Origin of the sequence: Acinetobacter sp. YH12112 (genome assembly GCF_013418945.1) — a bacterium.
Classification (GTDB): domain Bacteria; phylum Pseudomonadota; class Gammaproteobacteria; order Pseudomonadales; family Moraxellaceae; genus Acinetobacter; species Acinetobacter indicus.
Genome location: NZ_VPBA01000015.1, coordinates 13278 through 39428 on the forward strand (window position 1 = coordinate 13278; position 26151 = coordinate 39428).

Below are 26151 nucleotides of genomic sequence, written 5' to 3' on the forward strand. Positions count from 1 at the left end.
CGAGTTTCCCAGCACACGGCTCAAGCCTCTGCTAAGGCGCCATTCGGCACCCGGTTATACATCGTTGACATTGGCAAATTGAACACTCCTTGGACAATACAGATGGTAAATCTCAAGATTAGCAACTGCATCCGTTCCACCATGACTTAGCTTCACAATATGACGGCTGTGCCATGGTGTATCTTTGGTGACTGGTTTAAGACAGGCGCAGCAGCGACCACCTTGTTTTAGCCACACCCGATACAGCTTGGCTCGCCCCTTTGCGGAGACCAGCATTCTTTTACCCCATCGGGATTCGAAGTACTCATCCCATGCGGGGTCATGAGGGTTAGCAGCAGCCTTGATCTTGATATGTCGCACAATTGGCGTGTCCGAGGCAGACACTAATGTGTATTGTCGCTTCCGACCATCGGCGGACTGTTCATCACATGAGAACACCCATCGACGCGCTCCTTGTACTTTGAAATACCGATCTTTGACCCATCGGAGTGTCTTGCGAGGGTGGCGACGTACAGCCCATCGCCAGAGCATTTCCCACACTGCGTTGTCTACCTGGTTGAAAACCTTCTTGGCAACGACATGACTATGATAGTTGGCCCAACCCCTTAGAATCGGGTTGAGCAAACCGATCAAAGTGGCCTGTCGTGTCGCTTTGTTTGCATTGATTAATGCTCGCAGCTTGTCAAGATGAGCGCTGATGTTTGCCTTTGACGGCTTGATCAGTAGCTTGCCGTTGTACTTACGTACGTTCCAGCCAAGAAAATCGAACCCATTCCCTATGTGCGTAATTTTGGTCTTTTCCTGAGAGAGCACGAGACCGCGCTGCGCCAGAAATTCAACCACGGCAGGACGAACTTCATTTTCGAGCCACTCTTTAGAATACCCCGTGATGATGAAATCATCCGCATACCGTACCAGTTGCAGCTTTTTGCCTGTCCATTTGGCGTTAGAGAACCTCTTAGCCAGCATCGTTTCCAGTCCGTCCAAGGTCATGTTGGCCAGCACCGGGGAGATAATACCTCCTTGCGGTGTTCCGGAAAGACTGGGAAACAGCTTGCTTTGGTAGACGTAACCGGCTTTGAGCCATTTCCGTAGAATCACCTTGTCCATTGGGAGGTTGGCGATCATCCAGTCATGGCTGATATTGTCGAAACAGCCTTGAATGTCACCCTCTAGCACCCACTCCGCACTTACTTTTCTTGACAGCACACCAAAGCACTGTGCTGCAGCATCCGCGGTTGAGCGTTGCGGTCTGAACCCATAAGAGTTCCGATCAGCGATGGTCTCCGCGATGGGTTCCAAAGCCAGCAGATGGAGCGCCTGCATGGCCCGGCATTTCATCGTGGGTATCCCGAGAGGTCTCATCTTGCCATTTTTCTTCGGAATAAGGACTCTCCGAAGCGGAAGGGGCGTGTAACCTCGCCTCTTCAACGACATCATCGCACCGGTCTTGGCCTTGGGTGTATTCCAAGTCACCTTGTCGACCCCAGCCGTGTTTTTGCCTTTGTTTTCAGACACTCGTTTGACGGCCAATGCTTTGCCACTAAACGAGTGAGTCAGCAGCCATTGCAAAGCTTTCGCCTTGTTATGCCTGCCGTCTTGTACCGCCTTCACAATACGCGCTTGCAGCCCTCTGACATGACGCTGTACAGCAATCCAATCGATGCTGTCCCACGATGTGCTGGAAGGCGCACACGCTGATACTGCTGCGTTCATTTGCTCTCCCTCCATTAAAAGGGTTCTACACACTCTCTTGTGATGAGAGACCATAAGGACGTCAGCCCGCTTTCGCGTGAGGTAATGTTTCAACCTCTATCCAACCCATTACAGACTGGCATTCGCTTTTTCCTCGTTCCTTCGCCCGCATCACCATGGGCAGTTTTTGCAAACTGCTTTCCCAATGGGGGTAATACGGGATTTCCACGTTCCGCTTACTGAAGTACATCGGCTTAGGTGCCTGCTATCGACCGGGAGGCGTATGGGTCACGAATGCGTAGTAGAAAGACGCAATTCCCACCTCCATTACCGTTTTGGTTCGAGCGTATCAGCCATTTCCGCTCGTTCAACTTAACGATCGTTACGCAGATTCACATGTGTTCACCATACCGATTATCTAGCCCTTGTCCGGCTATGGCTGCCAGAAGGGTACGCCTCTCACGATTGATACCCCGCACCTTGCGGTGCCTCGTTACATTGTCGAAGGCGCTCTTTATTCAGCCTTCTAGATTCACCCGGTGACACGGGTGGTTCCCGCAGGGGGAACAACTTCATTAAGCGACTTCGTGTCGCACTTCCACCCAGTTATTGCAAATCGGTAGATTGCCATCATCCAGATAGCGGCTTAAGGCTGGCCAACGCTTCAGAGTGTAATTGATCGCCTTGGCGGTAGGAGAACTCGATGGCACTGTCAGATGATGTTGGTTGAGCCATTCATATAGTTGTTGCATCACTGGTTGACTATGCTGTTGTCGGTATTCGCGGCGGTCTTCCGCTGTACCATCGGTCTTTTTCCTGAGTTCGGCTTCTATCGCATACAGTTTCTGAATCAGCACTAATGCCTGTTCAGCAACCTGACTTTTCCCAGTTACATGCAGTTCATGGAATTTACGACGTGCATGGGCCATGCAGCCCACCTCAATCACCTGACCTGATTTAAAACGTGCTTTATAACCACTGTAATCATCACAGACTAGATAGCCCTGCCAGCCTTTCAAGAACTCTTCAGCATGCTGGCCTGAACGACTATCCTGAAAGTCATAGATCACCGCCTGAACTGGATTGTACTGTGTGGTGGCATAGGCCCAGACATAACCTTTCTTCGGTTTTTTATCATTCTCACCCATCCGCATGATGGTGACCGGTGTTTCATCTGCATGCAGCACCTGCTGTTGTAGTACCACCTCTTTTAAGGCATTGGCCAGAGGCTCCAGTTCTACACCGCAGCGACCTATCCAGTCAGATAACGTTGATCTAGAAAGCTCGATTCCCGCCCGCTGATAGATCAGACGTTGACGGTACAGCGGCAAATGATCGGCATACTTCGATACCAGCACATGGCTGAGCAGTTCAGGTGAAGCAATGCCTTTATCAATCACATAGGCAGGCATCGCTTGCTGAGTCAGGGTGTCACACTGATCACAGACCCATTTGCCACGGACATGCTGTTCCTTGTAGAACTGTGCCGGTCTGAAATGCAGTTTTTCACTGATATCTTCGCCGATACGACGGAGTTGGCAGCCACAACTGCATTGGGTTGATGCAGGTTCATGCTCAATACGGATGGTGTGTAGATGATCGGGCAGCAGTCGACGTTTAGGTTTATTTGCTTTGGCTTTGTGTGTCGCTGCATGGGTTTTATCTGCATTTAATCGTTCTAATTCCAGATCAACGGCTGCGATATCTTCTTCGACCGCCTCATCCCACAGATGGATTTGTTTTGCGGTGAGATGTTCGTTTTTACTGCCGAATTTATGCTGTTTAAACAGCGCCAGTTCATGCTCGTATTTTTGATTGAGAATAGAAAGATGCTGAACTTTAGAATCTAATTGCTGATTGGTGACTTCAAGATGTTGAACTTTGGCATCTAATTGTTGATTTGATACTTCCAGATGTTGAACTTGAGCATCTAATTGTTGTTTATCTTCTGCGAGTTGTTGATGCTGCATCGCCAACTGCCGGGTGAATTCCAGCAGTTGTTCATGGGTCAGTTGGCTTAAATCTGGCAGCGTATTCATGACCGCAGTATGCCTGAGGTCATGAGAAGAATGAAATAGAACGTTTGGAGGATAGCAGAATAGCCGAGCTTGGTTTAGAGCATCGTGACCACCTGCTGTCGTCCAATGCGCTGCCAAGGCAAACCCTGGATTAATGCCTGTAACTGTTCCGGGTTGAGAGCTACGCTTTCACCCTGGTGAACTTTAGCCCAGTGGAATTTTCCCTGTTCCAGCCGCCGGGCACACAGCCAGATGCCCAGTCCATCATGTACCAGCACTTTCATGCGATGGCCACGTTTATTACAGAACAGGTAAGCACAATGCGGTTTAATGTAGCCAAAGGCTCTCACCACCTGAGCCATGACAGTATCCATCCCTGCTCGCATATCCAGAGGTTGGGTAGAAAGCCAGATTTCATCGATACGGATCATGTTGCCAGCACCTTGAGTAATTCTGCCAAGGCAGGTATTTCTGATACTTGCCATTTCAAGCCAATTTCTGCTTTTGAGTGGGGTAAAGTAATTTGAACTTTTAACATGTCAGTAGGAGTAGGATCTAATGGTGCAGAGCAAGATAAGGCAATAAATGCAGGTTTATTCGGTAGTGGTGAGCGATCACTCCCTGGCTTAGCATCAATTAAGCGAATCCATTTGGATACAAGATTTGTATTCAATCCATGTTGCAAAGCGACTGAAGCAATTGAAACGTCCGGTGCTTTACAAGCCTGAACGATCTGCTGTTTAAATTCAGCACTGTATGTTCTTCGTTTTTTCGCAAGAGATGCGATGGATGTCTGATTATTTGTAGTCATAAATTTAAGTCCCCACTTGTTTCTAAGTGGGGACTAAATTAAGGCTTATAGGATGAATTCAGAAGGTGTGTTCAGCGGACGCTTACGACTATCAGTAAATTTAGATGTTTTCATGCAGAATCTCCTGCTCGTATCTTAAGAGAAAATTCTACTTTTAGATCCTATTATTTTTAGGGGGGATTACCGTATCTTTCACATTCGTCACAGTACCTTGACCTAAGGTTGCCTTGGTCAGTTGTTCTGTTTCTTGCCCGCTGCTATTGATACCAATGGTCGTTGAACCTTTTGGAGCTGTAGAAGCTTCTTTAGTTCCCTTTTGTGGAATACCAATACTGGTCGATACATTAATTTCAAAAATTAAAATCCTTTAACGTCTTTCCTTTTTCATCCAATAATTTATATACAAAATCAGGTTCAATTTTTAAAAATAACTCAATAACATCATGAATTTTCCAACCATGTATTTCTGGATGATCAATGATTGAAATTAAATGTTCTTTTAAAAATGGAATATATTCTTTGAAGTCCTCATCGATTATTAAACCAAATAAAGAATCTATTCCAAAAGGTTGAGTATTAGCAAGCTCTATTATTTTGACAATATATGGAAACAATTTTTTTCTTGTTAAGGTACCTAGACCATGGTCAGATTTATCAGCCCAATAACGAATAAATGCTCTAAGAACATGTTGCAATGTATCATCATAACCATTTAGCCTATGATCAATAAAACCATTTAATTTATTGTTTTCAAATAATGCAGTTAAAGCATTAAAACCATAATCATCTCCCCAAAATGTCAACAATTTAGCAGCTTGGAATACAATATAGTCATCCGAATTTGTTAATAATTCTCTTAACTGTTCTATACGGCTAACTGAAATATCTTCAGCATCTAAGTCCTCTGCTATATCTGTATAATTGACACTATCAGGAATCTCATTTAATAAGTCTATAATCTTCTGTTCCAACTCTATACTCCTTACAAACTATTTCTTTATGTATTCTGATGGAACACAACCTTTGATTAAGCATTCCCCATCTCTAATAGCATGATTCAAATCTTTATTTGCATCTCTTAATTTATCTCGATTTTTTTTACTAGGATTACGATCATATTTCGCCTGAGCTGCATCGACTTTAGATTGTAATTCCTTTCTAACTTCGGTATGTGTCACAATCTGACTACCAGAAATCTTACCTGCATCAATATCTTCCTGCAATCGCTTCGTATCAATCTTAATTTGCTCACCACCATAATTTTTAGAATCAATAGCTATTGCTGGATCACTTGTTGAAATGTATGGTGTATTCTCAGAATTACCACCTCTAATATGAGATTGAACAGATCCTGTTCCTTCAGGGTTTGCAGCAACCAAATCACCTTTGTCATTTATGTAAGCTTTTGGTTTACCTTTATAATTTTCTGTAGCAGAAAAATCATGATCATTACGAGTAACATAATCAGGAACAGTAGGTTTTACTGATATTTCATCACTATTTTTAGCTTTTCCTTTCCCTGAAATTAGTGTCTCAGCAGCTATACCAACAATAAAAGTAGCACCTAGCTTTGCATTTTGCAGTGATTCCGCATAATTAAGACTTCGTTGAAAATCATCATCGCTTAGTCCAAGCTGTTTCAACTCACTAATTTTTTCAGACCGACTCCAATCATCATATAGACCATCTGAAAGTCCGTAGAGTGATTTTACTAAATGATCTGATACCGCATTTGTAGCATAATCAATATATTCTCCACTAAATTGATTAACTATATATCCTGCTGTTGCTTTTACAGGCCCTCCTAACAACACGCTAGCAGCAAGTTGTATTTTTTCAATGTCAACACCACTATCTACAGAAATTTTTTCTATATTTTTACTAATTTCTGCTGCCGCATGTAAAAATTTAAAACCTAGTAAATCCGTTTCTTTTACAGCAAGAGAACTATCTGTATTTTCAGCTAATATACTAATTAAGGAGTTTGAGTTGACTATTGGTTGCTCTTTAGAGAGCTCAGAATTAAGAATCTGTTCAATGCCACTACCATTCTGACTCAAAATATCTAATTGTTCTTGGACAGCAGATAATTTTTGAATTGCATACCAATAATTATCTGTATCTATAATCTTTTCGACCTCTTTAATTTCAAGACCATTTTTCAATAGCTCCCCTGCAACTTGCTGCCCATATTCCTCTAAACCCTCAAAATCTGCTGGTAAACTATAAAGTTTTGCTTGTATATTATTTAAACTTTGTAAAGCCTTCTCTTTATATTCTCCCTCAGGCATTTGCTTCACAATATTTTCAGCACTTTGACGGAAATTTTCAGGTAATTCCTTCTGCTCTTGAATAATCTCCGCCCGTCCACTCTTACTCAGTAAACGCTGATCAACCGTCACAGAACCATCCAGCATGCCCGTCACTTGGTCACGAGTAATTTCTTGCGTATTATTAATGTCCCGATTGGTGCTGTCTGAGGCATTTGCAACAGTCCCTTGACCCATCGTTGCCTTAGTCAATTGTTCTGTTTCTTGTCCACTGCTGTTAAGGCCAATGGTGGTTGAACCGTTTGGATATTTGGATTTTTCTCCATCTTTGTTGTTCGTGGTTTTGCCTATCGTCGTTGATACATTAAAACCACTGCTACTGTTGTAGTTATGATCTTCTATGTCTTTCAGCGCAAGTTCGCCTGAATAGTTCAGCTTACCGTGATCCGTTAATGTGCCGTCTTCATTCTTCGTCGCATTGGCAATCACACCACCAATACTGGTAATATTTTTAACACCCATCGCATCTAGATCAGCATCGTTCTGCGCATTGCCAATCAGCAGCTTACTAGTGTCATTTACCCATGCACTGTCAATGCTGCCCTTACTTTGGTTATAGCCAGCGCTGATATTGCTGGCTTTACCGTTAGAACCAAAACCTAAGCCAATATTTCCGCCTTTGCTGCTATTACTGCTAGTCTCTGTATCCTGCAAGCTTTCTACATGGATCTGATTTACTTGTAGATTACCTCGGTCAGCGATAGAAACCTCACCGCCCTGAATATTCAGTTTGTCTATTGCACCTTCAGTACGATTCAGCACAACTTCACTATTTACGTGGGTGAGGCTTTCGTTTTGTGATTGGCTGGTTTGCTTGCCTATTGAAGCACTGCCGCCACCGCCATAGGTATAGCTCACACTTTGGCTATTGGTTTTACTATTGCTGTCCTGTTTACTATGCTCGACGCCTGCAGTCACATTGAGGTCTTTGCTGCCATCAAAGGTCGTGGTGCCTGTTGCATTCACTCGGCTGCCTTGGATATTGATGTCTTGGCCTTCTGATTTAAGCTGAAGGTTATTTAAATCTAAGTTGCTACCTTGCCATTGGCTTTGTTCTGTATTCGTGGTCGTCGTAGTTTCAATCCTTTCACCATTGGCACCAATAGTAAAGCCATAGGTTGCACTGCTTGCAGCCGCAGATGCGGCTGCTGCCCCTACAGCAATCTGTGCACTTGCCACATTGGCCGTTGCCATTGCGACATTGGCTTTGCTGTCATCTAAGGCTCCTTTGGTAATTCGACCCGCTGCATAGTCACGTTGTGCTTGGCTATAATCATCTTTAGCTTTAGATAAGGCTTTAGTTGCATCTGCAACAGCTTCTACCGCTAAGATTGCATCTAAATAGGCATTGCGAATGCCGACTTCTGTACTGATGGTTTCAGTATGAGTCTTTTCTTCTGTGGTGGTTTTATTTTCATAACCGCCTATGTTAAGATTTCCTCGACCATGATCAATGATCGTATCACCTGTCGCTGTGATATTTTGGCCGAGGATATCTACACCTTCTGCACCTTGAATTGTTAAATTTTCAGTATTGATATTGCCTGACTTATGCGTTGTGGCTGTAGTTTTAACGGTATTCTCTGCGTCTTCAAGTACAAAGCCGCCCACTCGAATGCTGTCTTTATTCAGCTTAACCCCAAGACCTTGTACCGTTTCTTTGCTGTTTGACGTAACAGTTTTGTGTTGTTCTTCTGCTGCATCGAGCGTGACTTTTTTGCCCGCTAAGACCGTGTTCTGTGCATCAATGTTGCTACTGGTCAGTGTCGTTTGACCTGCTGAACCCACATAGACATTATTGGCACCAAGATCGGTCCCTGTTTGTGTTCTTTGCTCAGTCCGTGTGCTCGATGATTCTCCGATCGTGATCTTCGGTGCTTTTAATCCCGGAGCTAAAGCCTCAATACCCGCTAAGCCAACAGCAGTCACTTTCATTAAGTCTTTGGCAATGCCACGATAACCTTTTTGGGTTTCATCCCATTGCTGATCATTGGTTTCTAATGTCGTCAGACTGACATTTTCGGGCAGGGCATTACCATCTTTGGATTTTAAACTGCCATCCGCTTGGCGTTCGAATTGTTTATTGCCAATATAAATATTGTCTTGAGCTTGTATATCATTGGCTTGCAGCTCGATATTTTTACCGGCATTGATATCAACATTTTTGCCAGCTTTGAGCTGTGTTTGTGCAACATCTTCGTCGATATATCCTGATTGACGGTTTTTAAATTGAATTGTATTTTTCTTGGCTGTTTCCGTGCTCTTTATATCAGTATCAATATCTGACAAAAGTTTTACATTGCCTTGGTTTGCCGTAATTTGAATGCTGTCTTTCGCACCAGCTTGCAGGTGCGTGGCTTGAATATCTCCTGTTTGGCTATTGATCAGGATATTGCCACCCGATTGGATGTCGGTTGCAATCGATTGACTGGTCGAAGATTGGATTTTTTTATCTGTTGTAGAGAAGCCACCTTTTTCTTGGGCTGCAAGCTGAGAACTGCGTTCATCTCGTCCATTTTCGATCAAGACATTTTGTCCAGCATCAATCACTACATTGCCCGACGTACTGTTCAAGGTGCTGGCTTTAATCTGAGTATTGGCACCACTTTGCAGGGAAATATTTCCTTTCGCCTGAATCTGCGTCCCTACATCTCGACTCGAAGCATTCAGAATCTGATCCTTGTCACCTGCTGAGCTTAAATCACTGCGACTGACATTCACCGTAGAAAGATTCAGGTCTTGTCCCGCTTGGATCGCAATGCTACCTTGGCTTTGTAGATCTGATGCAGTCAGATTGATATTATTCTTGGCATTGGCAACCAGCTGACCATCCGCATCTTGTACATACAGCCCAGCAACACGGCCAATGTTTTCAGCGCTAAATTCACTTAAACCGTGCTTATTTTCAGTTTTAATCGTCGTGGTGATGTTGTTAATGTCTCGGCCCGCATCAAGGGCAAGGATTTGATTGGCGGTCATTGTCCCACCAATATTATTGATATCGGTGTGTGCTGTCGCAAAGACATCTCGACCTTGTATTAAGCCACCCACGTTATTAATGTTATTGGCTTCAAGACTCACCAATTGGCGTCCAGCAATACTGCCTTGGTTGTTTAAATCCCCACTCAGTTTTAAATTGACCGTCTCGCCTGCAATCAAGGCACCTTTGTTGTTTAAGTCCCCCGACTGTACCGCAACATACACTTTCGGTACCAAGACTTGGATTTTTTCGCCATCAACGGTAATGGTTTCTGTCACCAGCCACACCATATCACTGGTCAATCGAGCAATCTGTGCTTCTGAGAGCTTCACTCCAACACTTAAATTAAGATCTTTGGCAGCACTTACCCCAGAATCCATCAAGGCTTTGAATTGATCCTCGAAGTTCGTATAACCATCTAAATAAACTTGACCCGTCAGTTGTGCAATTTGGTCATTGACCAGTTTTTGCTCGTAATAACCATCCCCTAAACGTTTTTGCATATTTTGTGGGTTGGTCGCGAACATTTGCAGCATGTAATCACTGCCTAACCAATTTTTATAATTGGTAAAGGCATCGCTGCTTTCAATCAAAGGGCGGTTATTATTTTCTTTATTAACGCTGTATAAGGATTGCAGCGGTAAGCTGAGTTCTGAGGTATCACCATTTAATGTGCCTTGGTGAGCACCATCATATTTCACCACATCAAGTTTTATTGGCGTTACGATATCAGCTGGATTATAGGGTTTAACACTGTTCCACTTACTTCGTTTACTTGTACCTAATGTATTCCAACCTACATAGTGATACTGTGATGTCCCCGTTTTAATCACACGATGCTCACCCTCAGCATCAATATTATTCACTTCATTTTGTTCAATATTAATGCCTTTCGTCGCTAGAATTTGGCTCTTGTCATTGGTCAGGCTTTGGCCTTTTAGCGTCAGTGTGCCACCTGAAATAATCTCCGCTGGTGCACTGGAATCCACATAGTGTTGGGTTTCGTACTGGTTGTAGATATATCGGGTATAGTCTTCATATTTTTGACCATCCAGATAAATGCTGTCATAACTGCCACGACCTGTAATATGCGATGAATCAAGAATTTCAGCGCTTCCAGCACCTTGATAAGCGGTCACATCTTTGCGGGTTTCTGGTATTTCTTTGACACTTGAACTGAAATGCAAATTTCGGTTGGTCAAAATATCCACGCCTAAGTACATATCACCCACGGATTGAATACGTGCACTGGCATTGTCTAATAATGCGGCAGAGCCTTCTGCCATATGGTTTGCATTGAGTTGTCCACCAACAGTCAGCGCACCTTCGCTGGCAATTAAGGCTTGTTCTCGGTTTTCAATTTTTCCGCCTGCAATATCTAAGCGTTGACGTGCCGCAATCGTGCCTGCTTTGACATCGCCATTGGTTTGCTGTTCTGCATTGAGAAGATGCGCGGCTTGCAGGGCAATATGGTCACCATAGATTTGACCTGTACCCACGTTTTGGATGCCTTGACTGGCATCAATACGAGTTAAACCTTGGCTATTAATGAGGCCGGTATTGTTGACGTTTTCAGCCTGAATGCGTTGATCGCCTAGACTTAATATCTTGCCATTATTGTTTAAATCTTTTGCTTGAAGATTTAAACTCGCTGGGGTGCTATCGACTTTATTTTCTGCAACTACTGCACCGCTATTTTGCAGCTCGCCATTGGCACTGATTTTAATATGCCCGGCTGAAGCAAACACTTGCCCTGCATTGTTAATCCCAACCCCTTGTTCGGTACTGATTAAACTGATTTTGCCCGCATACATTCCGCCTAAGTGACTGGTATCAATGGCAAACTGTGGCACAGTGCCTGCCAACCCCGAAGCCGCCTGTATCGCACCAGCCTGCGGATTAACTTCAATATCATTTTGTCCAGCAACCACCGTCAATTCTTTAGCCCAAATCCCCGCATTGATCTGTGCAGCACGGCTGAGTAACTGGGTATAGTCGGCTTTACTGGCATCCAAGCCCTGACCTGTGATGTTAATCACCCCGTCACGGACTTGATAACCTGTCACTTGTCCATTTTGAATATTCGGATTGGCGGTACTTAAAGTCACCCCACCTGCATTGATAAAACCGCCACCATCGACATTAATCCCAGCTTGGTTGGCAATGATCACATCTGCTTTACGTCCACCGACCTCTACATAGCCATTTAAGTGACTTGGATTGCTGCCGTTCACCTGATTAACAATGACTTTGGCTTCACCGCCTGCAAGCCACGGATTGGCTTGGATATAACCCCCAAGCTGCGTTTGAGTATTTTGGCGGCTGTTATTTAAAATGACACCGTTCTGATTCACATCAAATTGCTGGTAGTGATTCACCGATACCCCAGCTTTGCTTGGGGTTTGAATATTCACCTGCGTTGTGCCATTGGCACTGTTCAATATCGTTGGACGCTGATTGCCTGCCGCATTCGAGTCTGCAACAACATTGCTGTGCGATACACCAATAGATGCATTGATCAGGGCAGTGCCTGTAATCAGCATCAATGAAAATGAAAGAACTTTTAAAGCTAAACTTTTTTCAGAAGCAACGACTGGTGTTTCAAGATCAACCGCTTTATTATTCTGTGTTGAGGCTTGTCCTGCAGCTGCGACATTTTCTGCAACAGCAATCATTTCACCACGGGTTTGACTAAAAATCGTTTTATAGCAGTTCTTATTCATTTTTCAATTACCAATGTGTCTTTATTTGGGAGATTTTTTCGCTTTAATACTACGAGCTCATTTTTTAGTTTGTACTTTTCTTTAGATCAGAATGAATAACTGGCACTAAAACCATAATTCAAATCATAATTTTGGAAATATTCAGGCTTCTTGATTGGTTTACCGATAAATATATCGTAGTAAAAAGTGCCACCCACCTTAAATTGACCACGTAGCCCCATCGCACCACCCACAAGGGTTTTACCTAAAAGCCATTGGGCAGATTGACCATCAACATGCCCAGCATCCAAGGCCATATAGAATTGATGTGCGGGAAAAATAGACATGGCTAAATCATTGCGCCAGTAGAAGCCACGGTCTGCTGCTAGGGTTAGGTCACCATCAAAACCGCGTACTGTATACCTTCCACCAATGGAAAGCCGGTCTTGGATGGTCAGCGGGGTGTCATTGTATTGCGCTCTAAAGGCACTTGAGTAGCTATATTGCTGGTTCTCAAATTGGAACGGAACATTCAGATTGGCATCTAGCGTCCAGATCTTCATCCGTGATGTACCTTCGTTCAGCGCTTCCTCAACTGCTGGTAATGAATCGAATGCACCTGTGCCTCGCTTATACCCTAGACTCAAATCCAGCACTGCAAATTGAATATATTCACGATGATCAAGGTTTAACTGCCAACCCGCAACATCTCTGCGCTGTATGGTCAGTTCGGCATCATCAATATAGCTTTTAGATTCTCGATGCCAGCCTTTCAAGGTCGCTGAGGTTTTACGCTTGGCATCCCGATAAAGCAATCGGGTCAAGCCTAAGTCTTGAGTCTGACTTTCTCCATTATAGTTATAGACATTATTGGTGCCTGCAACAGCTTGGTCATAATTGTATCGACTCGCATTGGCGCTGATCAGCCAGTTTTTATAAGGGACTGAATAATGAAGGGCATAGTTATGGGTTCCGCTCTTCACAGTGGTTCCATTTTGATCCGTAATCTCTTGCTGATCTGCTAAGTTACGGCCCATGGTGACGTAAAATAAGTCACTTCTAAATAAAGGGTTATCGACTGAAACGGTGATGTTACCTTGGTATTTACCGGTTTGACGACTACCGGCATCATCAGCACTTAAGGTCACGCGAATTGGAATTTTTCGCTGTTTCCATTTGACGATAACATCACTTTGATTGGGCGCATCTGCAGGAATAATTTGAATATCAGCTTCCGCTGTAGGCAGTCTTTTTAAGTTTTCTAAGCCTTGCTCTAAGTCACGTAAATTGAGAATATCGCCACTCTTCATTGGAAAGATATTTTTGGCATATTGAATTCGGCCTGCTCGGGTATTTTCCTCATCACTTAAATCGAGTTTGATTTCTCGAACTAATCCCGGAATGACGGTGAGTTTTAATACGCCTGTACTTAAGTTTTGAGGTGCAGCCAATATTCGTGTCGTAGTAAAGCCTCGGCCAATGATGATGTTCTGCGTTTGCGTCATCAACAGATTAATTCGCTGCTCACCCATGCATAAACCTGGAGTAAAACTTAAATCTTTTAACGCTTGTTGCACATATTGATCAAAATGCTTACTCATTTCGCCATCAAGTTCAACTGTCTTGATTTCAAAACAATTCTGATCTTCAAGGTCGGTAAGTTGTACAGCTTCTTTTTTTTGGATGACATCTAAATTAACATCACGTTCTGGTTGTATAATTTTTTCTAGTTCTGCTTGGCGCTGCTGGTTTCGAATCAAACCATCTATCGCTGGATCAAATGTTTCTGCAAATGCAAAAGGAGTAACAACAAAACCACCCAAAGTAAGCAAAATACTTTTTAATACTATATTTTTTTTGAACATAAATTTATTGCATGTTAAATTTTGCGCAGAAATTAACAAATAATGACCAAATATTCAATGGTATTTTATTTTTCAATTTCTCCCATTAGATTGTACCCCTCAATAGACACTTAACTTTCATTCTGCAGGACACCTTCACTTGCCACATGTGTCGTTGATAGCCAATCTGACCATTGTTCTTGATATAACTGTACCATATGAGCACTTGGCTGTTTTTTCGTAAGCGTCCGCTGAACACACCTTATGAATTCATCCTATAAGCCTTAATTTAGTCCCCACTTAAAAACAAGTGGGGACTTAAATTTATGACGACAAATAATCAGACATCCATCGCATCTCTAGCGAAAAAACGAAGAACATACAGTGCTGAATTTAAACAGCAGATCGTTCAGGCTTGTAAAGCACCTGACGTTTCAATTGCTTCGGTCGCTTTGCAACATGGATTGAATGCAAATCTTGTATCCAAATGGATTCGCTTATTTGATGGTAAACCAAAGAATGATCGCTCACCACCACCGAATAAACCTGCATTTATTGCCTTATCCTGCTCTGCACCATTAGATCCTATTTCTACTAATATGTTAACGGTTCAAATTGCTTTACCTCACTCAAAAGCAGAAATTGGCTTTGTGATACGGGTCTGATTTTTCTTGATAAGCTGTGGCTCAAATTTACCCTCACGATCTCTAGGGGTATCTAGTTCAAACTCACCATCATCAGTCAGTAGACGCTTCGTTGTGTAACCATTGCGAGCATTTTTACCTGTTCGTGGACTATTCTTTTCGTAACCTAAATGGTCGGTGAGTTCCGCATTAAGGGCAGTTTCAACAGTCAATTTCTTTAAAGCCCGACTAAAATTATTGAGATCGAGTTCGGTTTTTAGGTTCTTGGCTAACTCTTTAGCGAGTGCCAACATTGCTTCATCTTTCATGGTAAACACCTTTTGTTTGACCCCAACAACGTTGGGGGAGTTTAAGCGTTTACATAGTTTTATTTACAGTCTCAACAAATCCGAAAACAAGGCATCACCATTGCTCATCTAAGGAGTAGACCCAGATACGATATTAGGCATATTTAGGTTTTTTGTCGTGTACAGAGTCAAAAAAGATAGAATCTGGATTTTTATTACATTTACTATCCGTATACTTCAACAGCAGCTTTGAATGTTTCACTTAACCTTAAACTTTTTTTAAAATTAAATATATTTACATATACGTTCTAAAATTTGATATAATTTATTAAAACTTTAGATTCCAAGTGTAAATAATGAGAAGCGCTAATATTCGACGTGATGGCTACTTAAAATTTCTGAATACATGGCAAGACCGTGATGTCATTAAAGTACTTTCAGGTGTGCGTCGCTCTGGAAAATCCACCTTATTGGCAATGTTTCAACAAATCCTAAAAGCACAGGGTGTACAAGCCGAAAACATCATTGCCATCAACTTCGAATTTATGGAATTTGAAGAACTCACCGATTACCGTAAACTACATGATTATGTATTGTCCAAAGTTGATAAAAGTAAAAAAAACTATGTTTTCTTAGATGAAATACAACATGTTACAAATTTTGAGAAAGTAGTCGACTCTTTATATGTTCGGGATTATATCGATTTATATATTACAGGCTCAAATGCATTCTTTCTAAGTGGAGAACTTGCGACTTTACTTACAGGACGCTATATCGAGCAACATGTTCTACCTCTGTCATTCCAAGAATTTAAACAGTGGCATATTGAAAATAATCCGATCATCCAACAATTATCAAATCGTGATTTGTATGCCATGTATACGCGCAGTAGTTTCCCTTATACGCTTGCCATGACTAGCCAGCAGGAAACTTATGATTACTTGCAAGCAGTCTATGCCAGTGTAATGTTTAAAGATGTTATTCCCCGTTTGAATACTGCCGATATTAACTCTCTCGAGCGTGTCGCAAGATATTTGGCAAGCGTGACAGGCTCACCTATTTCCATCAATAAAATTAAAAATACCTTTGTTTCAAGTGGGGTTAAAATTTCATTTGAAACAGTAAAACGCTATATTCAGGGCTTACAGGACAGTTTGTTATTTTATAGTGCCGCACAATTTAAAGTACGCGGGCGTGAGTTATTACAATCCTCTGAAAAATACTATTTAGTTGATGTCGGATTGCGCCGGATTATGTTGCCTGATGCTAATGCTGATCAAGGTCATATCTTAGAAAATGTGATTTATCTTGAGCTTGTCAGACGAGGTTATACGGTCTATGTAGGGCGGGTTGATGAATATGAAATTGATTTTGTTGCTGTCGATACTTTACAGAATTTAACTTATTATCAGGTGGCATTAGAAACGCTCAATGAGGAGACACTCAGCCGAGAGTTACGTCCATTACAGAAAATTTCTGATTCGTATCCCAAGTATTTGCTTACCTTAGACACGATAGGGACTGAAGCGAATTATAATGGTATTGTAAAAATGAGTGCTCTCGATTGGTTGCTATCTGAAAATAAGTAAAGTTGAGGGTAGACATGGATACACTTATTTATTAATTAAAACTCAAAGACTTTTCAGCATTAACCAAGAGTGTGATCAAGCATAATTTCTGCTCCATTTGTGATGGATTGATTTACCTCGACTCGATTTCTATCTGATTAAGATGTATGGTCCGCTTGCATCATGTGAGGACAGGAAAAGGCGAAACGGCTACTTTTTGCATGTGATTAGATAGTTACGGCTGTTATAATCCGTTACTTAACGGGGGATTAATATGTTTAAAAATTTATTACTGAGTTTATTTGTGGCTGTTCCACGGCTTTGTTGCATAAAGATTTTGTAAGCTTCTGATTTAAATAGGTTTGTATGAATTTCAACCTAAAAATTAATGAACAAAATCAGTTGGTTATGTATTTATGCAACAAAGCCTATGTTAGAATATTTTTTTATCGATAGTCCAACATTAAAATTTCGTCTATCTGCGGGCTCAAAGAAACGATTATTACTATCATTGACAATCACGGAACCCACATAGTTTCGATCTAATAAATTATCTAGTCGTGCATAAGTATTTACTTTCCAGTCTTTATTGACCCACAAATAGCCAACATTTGCCGCAACGACCGTATAACTTGGTGCAGTATCAGAGTTGATATCATCGACATAAATCTTGTCCATATAACGTGCTTCTAAGCCTGCCTGAAATCCCTGCTCAGGTTGCCATGCCAAGCCTACAAAAGCTTGATTCTTGGCAATACCTGGAATATATGTTCCTTTTTGTATCAGCGGTTTGGTTGTGGTCGCTGGAATATCAGCATCAAAAGTCGCATCTAAATAACTATAACTGGTTCGAATATTGAGTGCTTGCCAGAGCTGTTTTTGCCACGATAACTCTAAGCCTTCACGTAAGGTTTTTTCTGCATTACGAAATGTGCTTCGCCCGCCATTGGCATCGTCAGGCACAATGTCATTTTTAGTTTCAGTATGAAATACAGCAAAAGTAAATAACCCTAAGGTATTCTGCGATTTTAAGCCAAGTTCTACGGTATCACTGGTCGCAGGTTTTAAATTAAAGTTAATGCCTGAAGTCCCTACTGTAAGATAGGCCATCTCGGTAAAGGTTGGTGTTTCGAAGCCTTTGCCATAGCTAGCATAAGTATAAAGCTCAGGTAATATATCCCAGCCTAAAGCGACAGTTGGAAGTAACTTTTGATAATCTGTTGAACCACTGTCATCACCATTGCCTGTGGTTTAGTCATGGTGCTGAAGCTATTTCTGATGTCTTAATTCTATTACCTGCAACACAGTACATTTAAGTTGATGATGCTACTAGCAATGTTTTAACTATTGGAAAATATTACAGTAATTTAAATTATTTGGGGGAATTTTCAATAAACATAAATTTCGACACGTCACATTGTGTCGTTAGTAAGTAGGATGATTCAATCACTTCAAACTTAGCATTGGTATAACCCTGCCCTATGAGACAGCTTCATAATAAGGCTGCTTATATCTAGAATACTGTGGCAGTTTAAAGTTTTATTTTAATTTTACCTCAAACCACATTTGATAAATAATGAAGAAAACCTAGATATAACCCCCACAAACTACTGATATTTTTAATTTGCTAAAATTTTACATTGATCATATTTCATTCATGTAATTGTCATTTTTGCTTCTTATGATGAAGCTTTTTAAACATGATGCTTCAAAAAAATGAAAAAAAAACCACTAACCTTAGCTTTATTAGCTTCGACAATTTTATTAACCGCATGTACTGATGATGGGGACAATGGTCAAAATGGATTGAATAGTTTGATTCAACAGACGCCTTTAGTACTTGGAAATGATGATTGCTGGAGTGCTGGAACACGTATTGAAAGTGGTTTGGATAAAAATCAAAATGGTGAGTTGGATGCGAATGAAATCCAGCAAAGCTCCATCCAGTGTGGTCCAAACTTATTTGCCCAAGGGGTTGCATTGCCTTACCAAAACTTAACAAGCTTTAAGGCGAATGGAACAACTATTGCGAGTGCATTTACACTTCGACAGGGTGGCTTTGGCTCTGATGTTGCTGCCCATCCTACGAACAATAAACAATTTTACGCAATCACAGATCGTGGCCCAAATGCTGACTATAATGATGGCGTGAATGGTGCTGGTAAGATTTTTCCAATGCCAGACTATATACCTAAAATTGGGTTGTTTGAGGTACAAGATGATGGCTCAATCAAACTCATCAAAACGATTTTATTAAAAGATCGTGATGGAAATAATATTAGTGGATTACCGAATACTGCTGCACTAGGTGGTACAGGCGAAACACCTTACGATATTCATGGCAAGGTCATCGCTAAAGATCCATCAAAGCCTTATGACCCAATAACGAACCCTATCAAACTTGATGATTACGGTCTCGATTCTGAAGGTTTGGCAGCATTGAATGATGGTACATTCTGGGTGAGTGATGAATATGGTCCTCACATTGTGCACTATGATGCCAATGGAAAAGAAATTGGTCGTATTAATCCTTTTGTAAATGATGTGCGCAATACCTTCACTTTACCGCAAGAATTTAGTTATCGTCGTGCCAACCGTGGTATGGAAGGTTTAACTATTACACCTGACCAAAAAACATTGGTTGGGATTATGCAATCGACAATGGACTTACCGACTAAAGCTGTTAATAAATCAACCTTAACACGTATTGTGACGATCAATCTTGAAACAGGAAAAGTTGCTCAGTATCTCTATCGTCAAGAAATTGATGCTAACTCAAACTCAGCTATTATTGCGATTAATGATCATGAGTTTTTAGTACTGGAACGTGATGGCAAATTCCTTAAAGACGATCCGAATATCATGAAACATGTTTATCGTATTGATCTGAAGGATGCTACCAATTTGGAGGATATCGCAACTCAGGGCGATCTAGTGCAAGATCCTAAACTTGGTTTAACGATTGCAGGTAAAACCCTCGAGCAATATTTCATCAATAACGATAAAAAATGGGAAGCATTACAAGCACTAAATATTCAGCCAGTAAGTAAAACATTGGTATTGGATATGGGTAAACGTGTAAGTTATGCGCATGACAAAATGGAAGGTCTATGGTTGATTAACCGACAAACTCTTGGCATTGTGAATGATGATGACATGGGTCTTTGGACAACCAATGGTTTAGAGCAAAAGTATTTGGATAATGTGGGCATGCGTGTCGATACACCTACCTTATATATTGCCGATAAGTTAAATCTTTTCAACCCATAACAATGAATGAAGCCCAAAAGCTAAAACTTTTGGGCTTTTTAAATTCAACTTTTGTCTAGAGAGAAAAATGAGAATAACTCAATCGGCTTTGATAACTTTCTTGGCAATTACAGTGCTACCATCGCTGAGCTATGCATCTCCCAAAGCCACATCTCGCGAATACAAAGTACTATTAGATCCCATAAATTTTAATTATGGAAATGAAGCAAGCAGCATAAATAGCTATTTTTCAGCGGTGAAAAATGCGATTGAAAATAAAATCAGTCGTGACGTAACTGGTGCTATGATCTTTGATACACAAAGAGAAATCCGCTTTTACGATACTCAAGGAAGCTGTACTTTAAAAAATATGGGATACAGCTTCAGAGAGCGTAATGAAAATGGTACAAAAGAAGTAACTTTAAAGTATCGTGGATATGACCATTATATTGCTGACTTCAAAGATTTGACTAGCAATGTATCAGGCGCAAAAACTAAGCTAGAAGATGACATTACTCGTAAAGATAACTTGAGTTTCCTTGTAGTTGCAAGCAAGTCAACAACCGTACCAACCTCGCGAACCATTAACGATTTTGAGGATATCAATATTCTATTTACTGGCTTCAAAAATGACTATAATTTTAATAATAGTCTAGCCCTGAATCAAGTTGGTGGTCTAACTATCTATGAACGAAAATATAGTGGTGCAACGATTGATTTAGGTGAATTCGATGCAGATTTAGAGTTAAGTTTATGGTATACCCTATTGCCTTACGGTAGTCTAAAACCTGTTTTAGCAGAAATTTCGTTTAAATATTCAGATCCCAATGCGAATTTCACAAGAAAAGTAGTTGATCGTGCTGCTTTAAGCTTCAGTGCTTTAAAAGGTTTAACCCAATATAATGCACCAACTTCGACAGCAACAAAGACTCAGTTTGTGTACCAATATCAATCAAATTTCTGCAATTAGCCTTCATACACATCTAGAAAATTTAACCTGATAGAAACAATAAAAAATGGGTAACTGTCAGATCAGGTTTGAGATACAAGTTATCCTTCTCTGCCCCAATTTCAAGCCCAATATTTAAAGCTTGGGCTGTTCTAAACACATTAATCACACAGCCTAAACCGAGTGAATAAATCGGCTGTCTTAATAGAACAACAACAGCACCTAGAATATGCTCAACTTCAGCCACAGTTTCAGGCTCGTATAGGTATTTTCCGTTCGCTTCTACGTGATTGTCAGTTTAGGACGCAAACTGGGGCTCATCCCGCCTGCACGTCCAACGCACAGCTTGGGGTATGAAGAATCACTCTATTGGTTCAGAGTATTGGCCTTCTTCGATGGCAAACGCAGCCGCATGTCGAAAAGGCCCATCAGGCGAAAATAGCAAGCCCCCCATTTGATCACTTACCGTGGCAGTTGGGACAATGGGGCAACACTTGATATGCCGAGCTTAAGAGGGTGAATAAGAGGGATGTGAACCGCCCCAAGGAATGGGGCAATTGGGGATGCGGTAACAACTCCTAACCGCATCAAGAATACCAAACTTGCAAAAGTCCCAAATTGGGACTAATATCTATTTATGAGAATTATCGCACTATCAACCTTAAAAACATTTTGGGAAGACAGCTCAGAATACATTGACGCTAAAGAGCCAACGTTAGCTTGGTATAGGCATGCATTAAACGCTGATTGGGGAGCACCGGCGGATGTGAAACAGGACTTTAGAAATGCCAGCATCCTCAAAGATGGGCGTGTCGTGTTTAACATTGCCGGTAATAAATACCGGTTAGTTGCTTGGATCAATTATGCGTACAAAGTGGTTTACATACGGTTTATCGGCAGCCATGCGCAATACGATAAAATTGATGTACAAACGATTTGAAGCCAAAAGGTAGTAACAAGAGGTAAATATAATGGACATCAGACCTATTAAAACAGATGCCGACTACCGCGCGGCATTAAACGACATCGAAAACCTAATGATGGCGGAGCCTGATACCGTCGAAGGCGAAAAGCTGGACATTTTGGTTACGTTAGTCGAGGCCTACGAAGCAAAGCATTTTCCAATGGATTTGCCAGACCCTGTTGAGGCAATAAAGTTTGAGATGGAGCGCAAAGGCTTAACCGTTAAAGATCTTGAACCCATGATAGGTAAAAGCAATCGTGTTTATGAAATCCTAAACCATAAGCGATCACTCACGCTAAAAATGATTTGGAAACTTCATGAAGGGTTAGGTATTCCAGCAGAGTCGCTGATCAAGCCACCGCAAGTTCGCGCTTTATAGTGCTGCGAATCAAAATTAGTTTGTTATGAATGACGCTCGCTACCCAAACATTTCTGCTATTGATAACAGGCTAGCTGAGCTTGAAAATGAAAAGCAGCAGCTTCTCGCATTAAGAGAGGCTTTGCGTAGCGCTCAAATCGAGCGTTCAGTACAGACATTCACGCCAGAACAAAAGGTCGCCTTATTCAGACAACGATTTCGTGGAAGAGAGGATATCTTTGCCAATCGTTGGCAAAATCAACAGGGGCGCAGTGGCTATTCCGTAGCCTGTGATAATGAGTGGGTAAGCGGGCTATGCAACAAACCCCGCATTAAATGCCAAGACTGTTCACACCGAAAGTTTAGCGAATTAAACGAGCACATTATTTACAGGCACCTTGCCGGTCATCAAGTGGTAGGTCTGTATCCACTACTTAAAGATAATTCGTGCTATTTGTTGGCAGCCGATTTTGACAAAGGCTGTTGGCAAGAAGAAGTCAAAGCAATGTCTAAAGTGTGCCAAGCGTTTGATATTCCGCACGCGATAGAAATCTCGCGTTCTGGCAACGGGGCTCACTTATGGATATTTTTTGAAACCAATATCCCAGCGAACCATGCTCGGGCACTGGGTTTCGCTTTGCTTGATAAAGCCATGGAAATATTTCCAAATCTATCGTTTGACTCCTATGACAGGCTCTTTCCTAACCAAGATGTACTTCCTGAAGGCGGGTTTGGCAATCTCATTGCGTTACCACTTCAAAAGGAGGCTCGCCTTTCAGGTCGTAGTTGCTTTGTTGACAGTGACCTGAATGCCATCGATGATCAATGGCGGTACCTTGCTGAGCTTAAAACGCTCACTCAGTCGAGTATTGACCAACTCATAACAACTATTTCACCCAACACCCTATTACTGTCCGAGCAAGGGCTAACAGACAACCGCCCTCCTTGGGAAATCACAGCCAAAGCCGCACCAATAAAATTAGAGTCTTTGCCGAAAAACGTGACCATTACCTTGGCCAACCATATCTACTTTTTGATGAGCGAGTTACCTGGGCCATTACTGGCCGGACTAAAGCGATTAGCTAGTTTTTCTAATCCTGTGTTTTTTAAAACACAAGCGTTGCGCTTTTCAACCCATGGCATTCCGAGGTTTATTTCCTGTGCTCGTATTGAAAACGGTTATCTAGCACTACCGCGAGGCTGCCTCGATGATGCGATTGCTTTGCTACAAGAGCAAAACATTTCGCCACTATTTGACGATAAGCGTGAAATTGGTAAACCATTATTAAAGCTTACCCCTGAGTTCACTTTGCGAAAGAACCAGCGTGACGCAGTGGCCGCAATATCTAAACATGACTTCGGTATTTTGCATGCGCCAACTGCATTTGGAAAAACGGTTACTGCCATTGCTATGATCGTAAAACGCAAAGTAAATACCCTCATACTGGTTCATAGCCGACAACTGCTCGACAATGGCAAGAGCGCTTACGCACGTTCCTACCCGAAGTAACCATTGGCAGTATAGGCGGAGGTAAAAGAAAGCCGAGTGGCATTATCGACATAGCCACCTACCAAAGTTTGGTTAATAAAAAAGACAATTCCATCACTCCTCTCATTCAAGACTACGGCCATATTATTGTTGACGAATGCCACCACCTATCTGCACCAAGGTTTGAAATGGTACTCAACGAGGTAAGAGCAAAATATGTATTGGGCCTTACAGCAACACCAGAGCGACAAGATGGTCATCAAAAGATCATTTTTATGGCGGCAGGGCCTATTCGCTACAAAGTGAAACAAAGCCCTGATGAGCAATTTACTCAAACCGTGATGATTCATCAGCTCTACGATGTACCAGCAGCAGAGCTTATAAAAACAGATGAGCGCCCCAAAATAAGCGATGCCTACCGCTGGCTCGTCAATAATGAGCAGCGCACTTCAAAAATCGTCTCAGACGCCTACGAGTGTGTTCAAAATGGCGGACACCCGTTAGTCCTTACAGAGCGTAGAGAGCACGCAGAATCCATACACTCACGACTTACCGAAATGGGTATAAGCACTGTCGTACTTAAAGGCGCCATGAAAGCTGCGGAACGCAAGAACGCTGACAATCATCTGCAATCGGCTCAAGTCGTCGTCGCAACAGGAAAATATGTAGGCGAAGGGTTTGACCTACCAAGACTGGATACGTTGTTTTTGGCCATGCCCATCTCATGGAAAGGAACATTGGCTCAATATGCCGGTCGTATTCATCGTGAATCGGAAGGCAAAACACAAGTCACTATTCACGACTATGTGGACTGCACTCTCCCTATGCTGCAACGCATGTTTAAAAAACGCGAGAAAAGCTACAAGGCTATGAGGTACGCCCTTGAGTACATTGATGACAACAGTAACAAGCAACCTTCATTGAAATTAGAAAACATCCCTTCACCAAATACCAAGCCAAAATAAACAGCAGCACTTCATTAAACACTTCCCCATGCCTTTACCCCCATACGCCAAAACTGAGCTAAATCAGCTGTGGTTTGTGCTCCACAATTGGAAATAAATTCAGCAATCTCTAAGTAGCTGGCACCTTGAGATTGTTCACCATCATAGTATTGAAGCTGTGTCATGGCCGACGAAAAATGCAGCCGCTTGTCACCGTCGCGGTCAAACCGTTTTGTTAAGAAGGTATGGTGCTGTGACGAAAATTGCCTCATCTCACTTGGAAACATGTCAACACCTGCCGCTAACGCCAATTCATAACAGACCATCTCCCACGCGCCCACATCATGGGTATCGTTTAAATTGGGAAACTTAGCAATCCACAAGTGGTCTTGTTCATCTGTGACACAAGCTTTGGGCCTTGCACCACCTAATGATGAGCCTGGAGAAATCAGCATTTTCAACCAGCGGTAATACTCGTCACTGTCGATGTTATCGTCTTTTTCAATCTGCATTGCTGCATGCTCTAGCTCTCGCAAAGAAGCCATTGGCGGCGCAGCAAATTCAGAATTGTCGTCCAAAAAAGCATTCGAGCCTGTTCGCTTAAATCGAATACCACCCATCCGGTAAGAGTCATTTACGCCCAGCAGGTAATCCAATTCGTTTAATCGACTTGTTGCTCGAATGCCTTTGCGCGCCTCAATCGCCGCACGCCGCTGCATTAAAATACGCCCCCATCTATCAGGCGATGAATCAAGAAATGCGCGGAAGCTTTTATCGACTTCATCGTTTTAGAGTACACCGGAGTGGAGGGTCAGGATGGGATCAATTTGCAAGCGATAGGCTGAGGTTAAAAATGCTTTATCGTAGGCAAAACTAAACACGCCACCTCGGCTTGAATCGCTGTAAGAAAGCAGCCCTATTAGCAAAGGTGCTTCAATTGGCTGCCAGTCGGCATAGACTTCAACGATTTCACGGCTCATCTTGAACCTTCCAGCAATTTTATGTTTTGCAGCTTGATACCCACTTCATCATGGGCGGCCATTTCTGCAAAGTTGCTTTCCATGCCAAGAACGGCCATCACCTTTAAGTAAGTGCCTATGGCAACGCCCGGATCACCGGCTAAGACTTAATTCACGGTTTTATGATCAAAACCAGTACGTTCACACAGTAGCTTTTTGGTAAAACCACGTCTTTTCATCGCCAACAGCAAGTCTTCACCAAACTGCGTCAGGATTTTACGCTGCTTTGGAAACAATATATTGTGTAAGTCACGCTTAGCCATATCACCAACCAAAGGGACTATATTCCCACTTTACTCA

14 protein-coding genes and 7 pseudogenes are annotated in these 26151 nt (G+C 42.1%); 9 read left to right on the forward strand and 12 right to left on the reverse strand.

Annotated features, from left to right (window positions below; genetic code table 11):
- Positions 1 to 54: 54 nt before the first annotated feature.
- The 7 genes and pseudogenes from ltrA to FTU50_RS07375 all read right to left on the reverse strand — a co-directional run bounded on the left by ltrA (position 55) and on the right by FTU50_RS07375 (position 14440).
- Positions 55 to 1716, reverse strand: coding sequence for a group II intron reverse transcriptase/maturase (ltrA, locus tag FTU50_RS07345; RefSeq protein ID WP_005167203.1), 1662 nt, complete (start codon positions 1714 to 1716; stop codon positions 55 to 57).
- Positions 1717 to 2291: 575 nt separating this feature from the next.
- Positions 2292 to 3734: pseudogene (locus tag FTU50_RS07350) on the reverse strand (IS66 family transposase); the annotation flags it as partial.
- 74 nt (positions 3735 to 3808) lie between these two features.
- Positions 3809 to 4144, reverse strand: a complete 336-nt coding sequence (tnpB, locus tag FTU50_RS07355; RefSeq protein ID WP_004828548.1) for an IS66 family insertion sequence element accessory protein TnpB — start codon at positions 4142 to 4144, stop codon at positions 3809 to 3811.
- Positions 4141 to 4524 carry a transposase gene (locus FTU50_RS07360; protein WP_002114018.1) on the reverse strand — a complete coding sequence of 128 codons (384 nt, stop codon included), beginning with the start codon at positions 4522 to 4524 and terminating at the stop codon, positions 4141 to 4143. Before FTU50_RS07360 ends, tnpB begins: the two co-directional genes overlap by 4 nt.
- Positions 4525 to 4874: 350 nt before the next feature.
- Positions 4875 to 5495: a hypothetical protein gene (locus tag FTU50_RS07365; RefSeq protein WP_154320123.1), complete on the reverse strand. Its 621-nt coding sequence runs from the start codon at positions 5493 to 5495 to the stop codon at positions 4875 to 4877.
- An 18-nt stretch (positions 5496 to 5513) separates the two neighbouring features.
- On the reverse strand, positions 5514 to 12557 hold the full coding sequence (locus FTU50_RS07370; protein WP_179989050.1) for a hemagglutinin repeat-containing protein: 7044 nt from the start codon (positions 12555 to 12557) through the stop codon (positions 5514 to 5516).
- Positions 12558 to 12643: 86 nt separating this feature from the next.
- Positions 12644 to 14440 (reverse strand): ShlB/FhaC/HecB family hemolysin secretion/activation protein, encoded by a 1797-nt coding sequence (locus tag FTU50_RS07375; RefSeq protein WP_180062733.1) that lies wholly within the window; start codon positions 14438 to 14440, stop codon positions 12644 to 12646.
- Between the two features lie 266 nt (positions 14441 to 14706).
- On the opposite strand from FTU50_RS07375, the gene FTU50_RS07380 reads away from it, so the two are divergent.
- On the forward strand, positions 14707 to 15045 hold the full coding sequence (locus tag FTU50_RS07380) for a transposase (RefSeq protein ID WP_154320127.1): 339 nt from the start codon (positions 14707 to 14709) through the stop codon (positions 15043 to 15045).
- On the opposite strand, the pseudogene FTU50_RS07385 reads toward FTU50_RS07380, so the two are convergent.
- Positions 15030 to 15332: pseudogene (locus FTU50_RS07385) on the reverse strand (transposase); the annotation flags it as partial. The gene FTU50_RS07380 and the pseudogene FTU50_RS07385 sit on opposite strands and share 16 nt — an antisense overlap.
- A gap of 335 nt (positions 15333 to 15667) precedes the next feature.
- Between FTU50_RS07385 and FTU50_RS07390 the strand changes: the two are divergent.
- A complete protein-coding gene (locus FTU50_RS07390; protein ID WP_094069408.1) occupies positions 15668 to 16900 on the forward strand; it encodes an ATP-binding protein in 1233 nt (410 codons plus the stop codon).
- A gap of 38 nt (positions 16901 to 16938) precedes the next feature.
- Positions 16939 to 17025 (forward strand): annotated as a pseudogene (locus FTU50_RS15660) (HNH endonuclease); the annotation flags it as partial.
- A 268-nt stretch (positions 17026 to 17293) separates the two neighbouring features.
- Here FTU50_RS15660 and FTU50_RS07395 read toward each other — a convergent pair.
- Positions 17294 to 18121 (reverse strand): annotated as a pseudogene (locus FTU50_RS07395) (TonB-dependent receptor domain-containing protein); the annotation flags it as partial.
- Positions 18122 to 18595: 474 nt separating this feature from the next.
- Between FTU50_RS07395 and FTU50_RS07400 the strand changes: the two are divergent.
- The gene (locus FTU50_RS07400; protein ID WP_167846514.1) at positions 18596 to 20149 is read left to right on the forward strand and encodes an esterase-like activity of phytase family protein; all 1554 of its coding nucleotides are present in this window, start codon (positions 18596 to 18598) and stop codon (positions 20147 to 20149) included.
- A 67-nt stretch (positions 20150 to 20216) separates the two neighbouring features.
- On the forward strand, positions 20217 to 21098 hold the full coding sequence (locus FTU50_RS07405; RefSeq protein WP_179989051.1) for a hypothetical protein: 882 nt from the start codon (positions 20217 to 20219) through the stop codon (positions 21096 to 21098).
- A 22-nt stretch (positions 21099 to 21120) separates the two neighbouring features.
- Here FTU50_RS07405 and FTU50_RS07410 read toward each other — a convergent pair whose 3' ends face one another.
- Complete coding sequence (locus FTU50_RS07410; RefSeq protein ID WP_094069354.1) at positions 21121 to 21324, reverse strand: hypothetical protein; 204 nt, start codon at positions 21322 to 21324, stop codon at positions 21121 to 21123.
- A 390-nt stretch (positions 21325 to 21714) separates the two neighbouring features.
- On the opposite strand from FTU50_RS07410, the gene FTU50_RS07415 reads away from it, so the two are divergent.
- From FTU50_RS07415 to FTU50_RS15550, 4 genes and pseudogenes are all read left to right on the forward strand, one after another.
- On the forward strand, positions 21715 to 22017 hold the full coding sequence (locus FTU50_RS07415) for a type II toxin-antitoxin system HigB family toxin (protein ID WP_154320130.1): 303 nt from the start codon (positions 21715 to 21717) through the stop codon (positions 22015 to 22017).
- A gap of 31 nt (positions 22018 to 22048) precedes the next feature.
- On the forward strand, positions 22049 to 22420 hold the full coding sequence (locus FTU50_RS07420) for a type II toxin-antitoxin system HigA family antitoxin (RefSeq protein WP_000354814.1): 372 nt from the start codon (positions 22049 to 22051) through the stop codon (positions 22418 to 22420).
- 25 nt (positions 22421 to 22445) lie between these two features.
- Positions 22446 to 24076, forward strand: a pseudogene (locus FTU50_RS15545) (DEAD/DEAH box helicase family protein); the annotation flags it as partial.
- 153 nt (positions 24077 to 24229) lie between these two features.
- Positions 24230 to 24853, forward strand: a complete 624-nt coding sequence (locus FTU50_RS15550; RefSeq protein ID WP_368856243.1) for a DEAD/DEAH box helicase — start codon at positions 24230 to 24232, stop codon at positions 24851 to 24853.
- Positions 24854 to 24897: 44 nt separating this feature from the next.
- Here FTU50_RS15550 and FTU50_RS07430 read toward each other — a convergent pair.
- Both FTU50_RS07430 and FTU50_RS15665 read right to left on the reverse strand, forming a co-directional pair.
- Positions 24898 to 25812, reverse strand: a pseudogene (locus tag FTU50_RS07430) (type II toxin-antitoxin system HipA family toxin); the annotation flags it as partial.
- Positions 25809 to 26114, reverse strand: a pseudogene (locus FTU50_RS15665) (transcriptional regulator). The pseudogenes FTU50_RS07430 and FTU50_RS15665, both read right to left, overlap by 4 nt.
- Positions 26115 to 26151 lie beyond the last annotated feature (37 nt).

Excerpts from the sequence above, each read along its gene's own strand:
- ltrA (WP_005167203.1), bottom strand. The coding sequence starts at position 1,716 with ATGAACGCAGCAGTATCAGCGTGTGCGCCTTCCAGCACATCGTGGGAC.
- tnpB (WP_004828548.1), bottom strand. The coding sequence starts at position 4,144 with ATGATCCGTATCGATGAAATCTGGCTTTCTACCCAACCTCTGGATATG.
- FTU50_RS07360 (WP_002114018.1), bottom strand. The coding sequence starts at position 4,524 with ATGACTACAAATAATCAGACATCCATCGCATCTCTTGCGAAAAAACGA.
- FTU50_RS07370 (WP_179989050.1), bottom strand. The coding sequence starts at position 12,557 with ATGAATAAGAACTGCTATAAAACGATTTTTAGTCAAACCCGTGGTGAA.
- FTU50_RS07380 (WP_154320127.1), top strand. The coding sequence starts at position 14,707 with ATGACGACAAATAATCAGACATCCATCGCATCTCTAGCGAAAAAACGA.
- FTU50_RS07390 (WP_094069408.1), top strand. The coding sequence starts at position 15,668 with ATGAGAAGCGCTAATATTCGACGTGATGGCTACTTAAAATTTCTGAAT.
- FTU50_RS07400 (WP_167846514.1), top strand. The coding sequence starts at position 18,596 with ATGAAAAAAAAACCACTAACCTTAGCTTTATTAGCTTCGACAATTTTA.
- FTU50_RS07405 (WP_179989051.1), top strand. The coding sequence starts at position 20,217 with ATGAGAATAACTCAATCGGCTTTGATAACTTTCTTGGCAATTACAGTG.
- FTU50_RS07415 (WP_154320130.1), top strand. The coding sequence starts at position 21,715 with ATGAGAATTATCGCACTATCAACCTTAAAAACATTTTGGGAAGACAGC.
- FTU50_RS07420 (WP_000354814.1), top strand. The coding sequence starts at position 22,049 with ATGGACATCAGACCTATTAAAACAGATGCCGACTACCGCGCGGCATTA.
- FTU50_RS15550 (WP_368856243.1), top strand. The coding sequence starts at position 24,230 with ATGATTCATCAGCTCTACGATGTACCAGCAGCAGAGCTTATAAAAACA.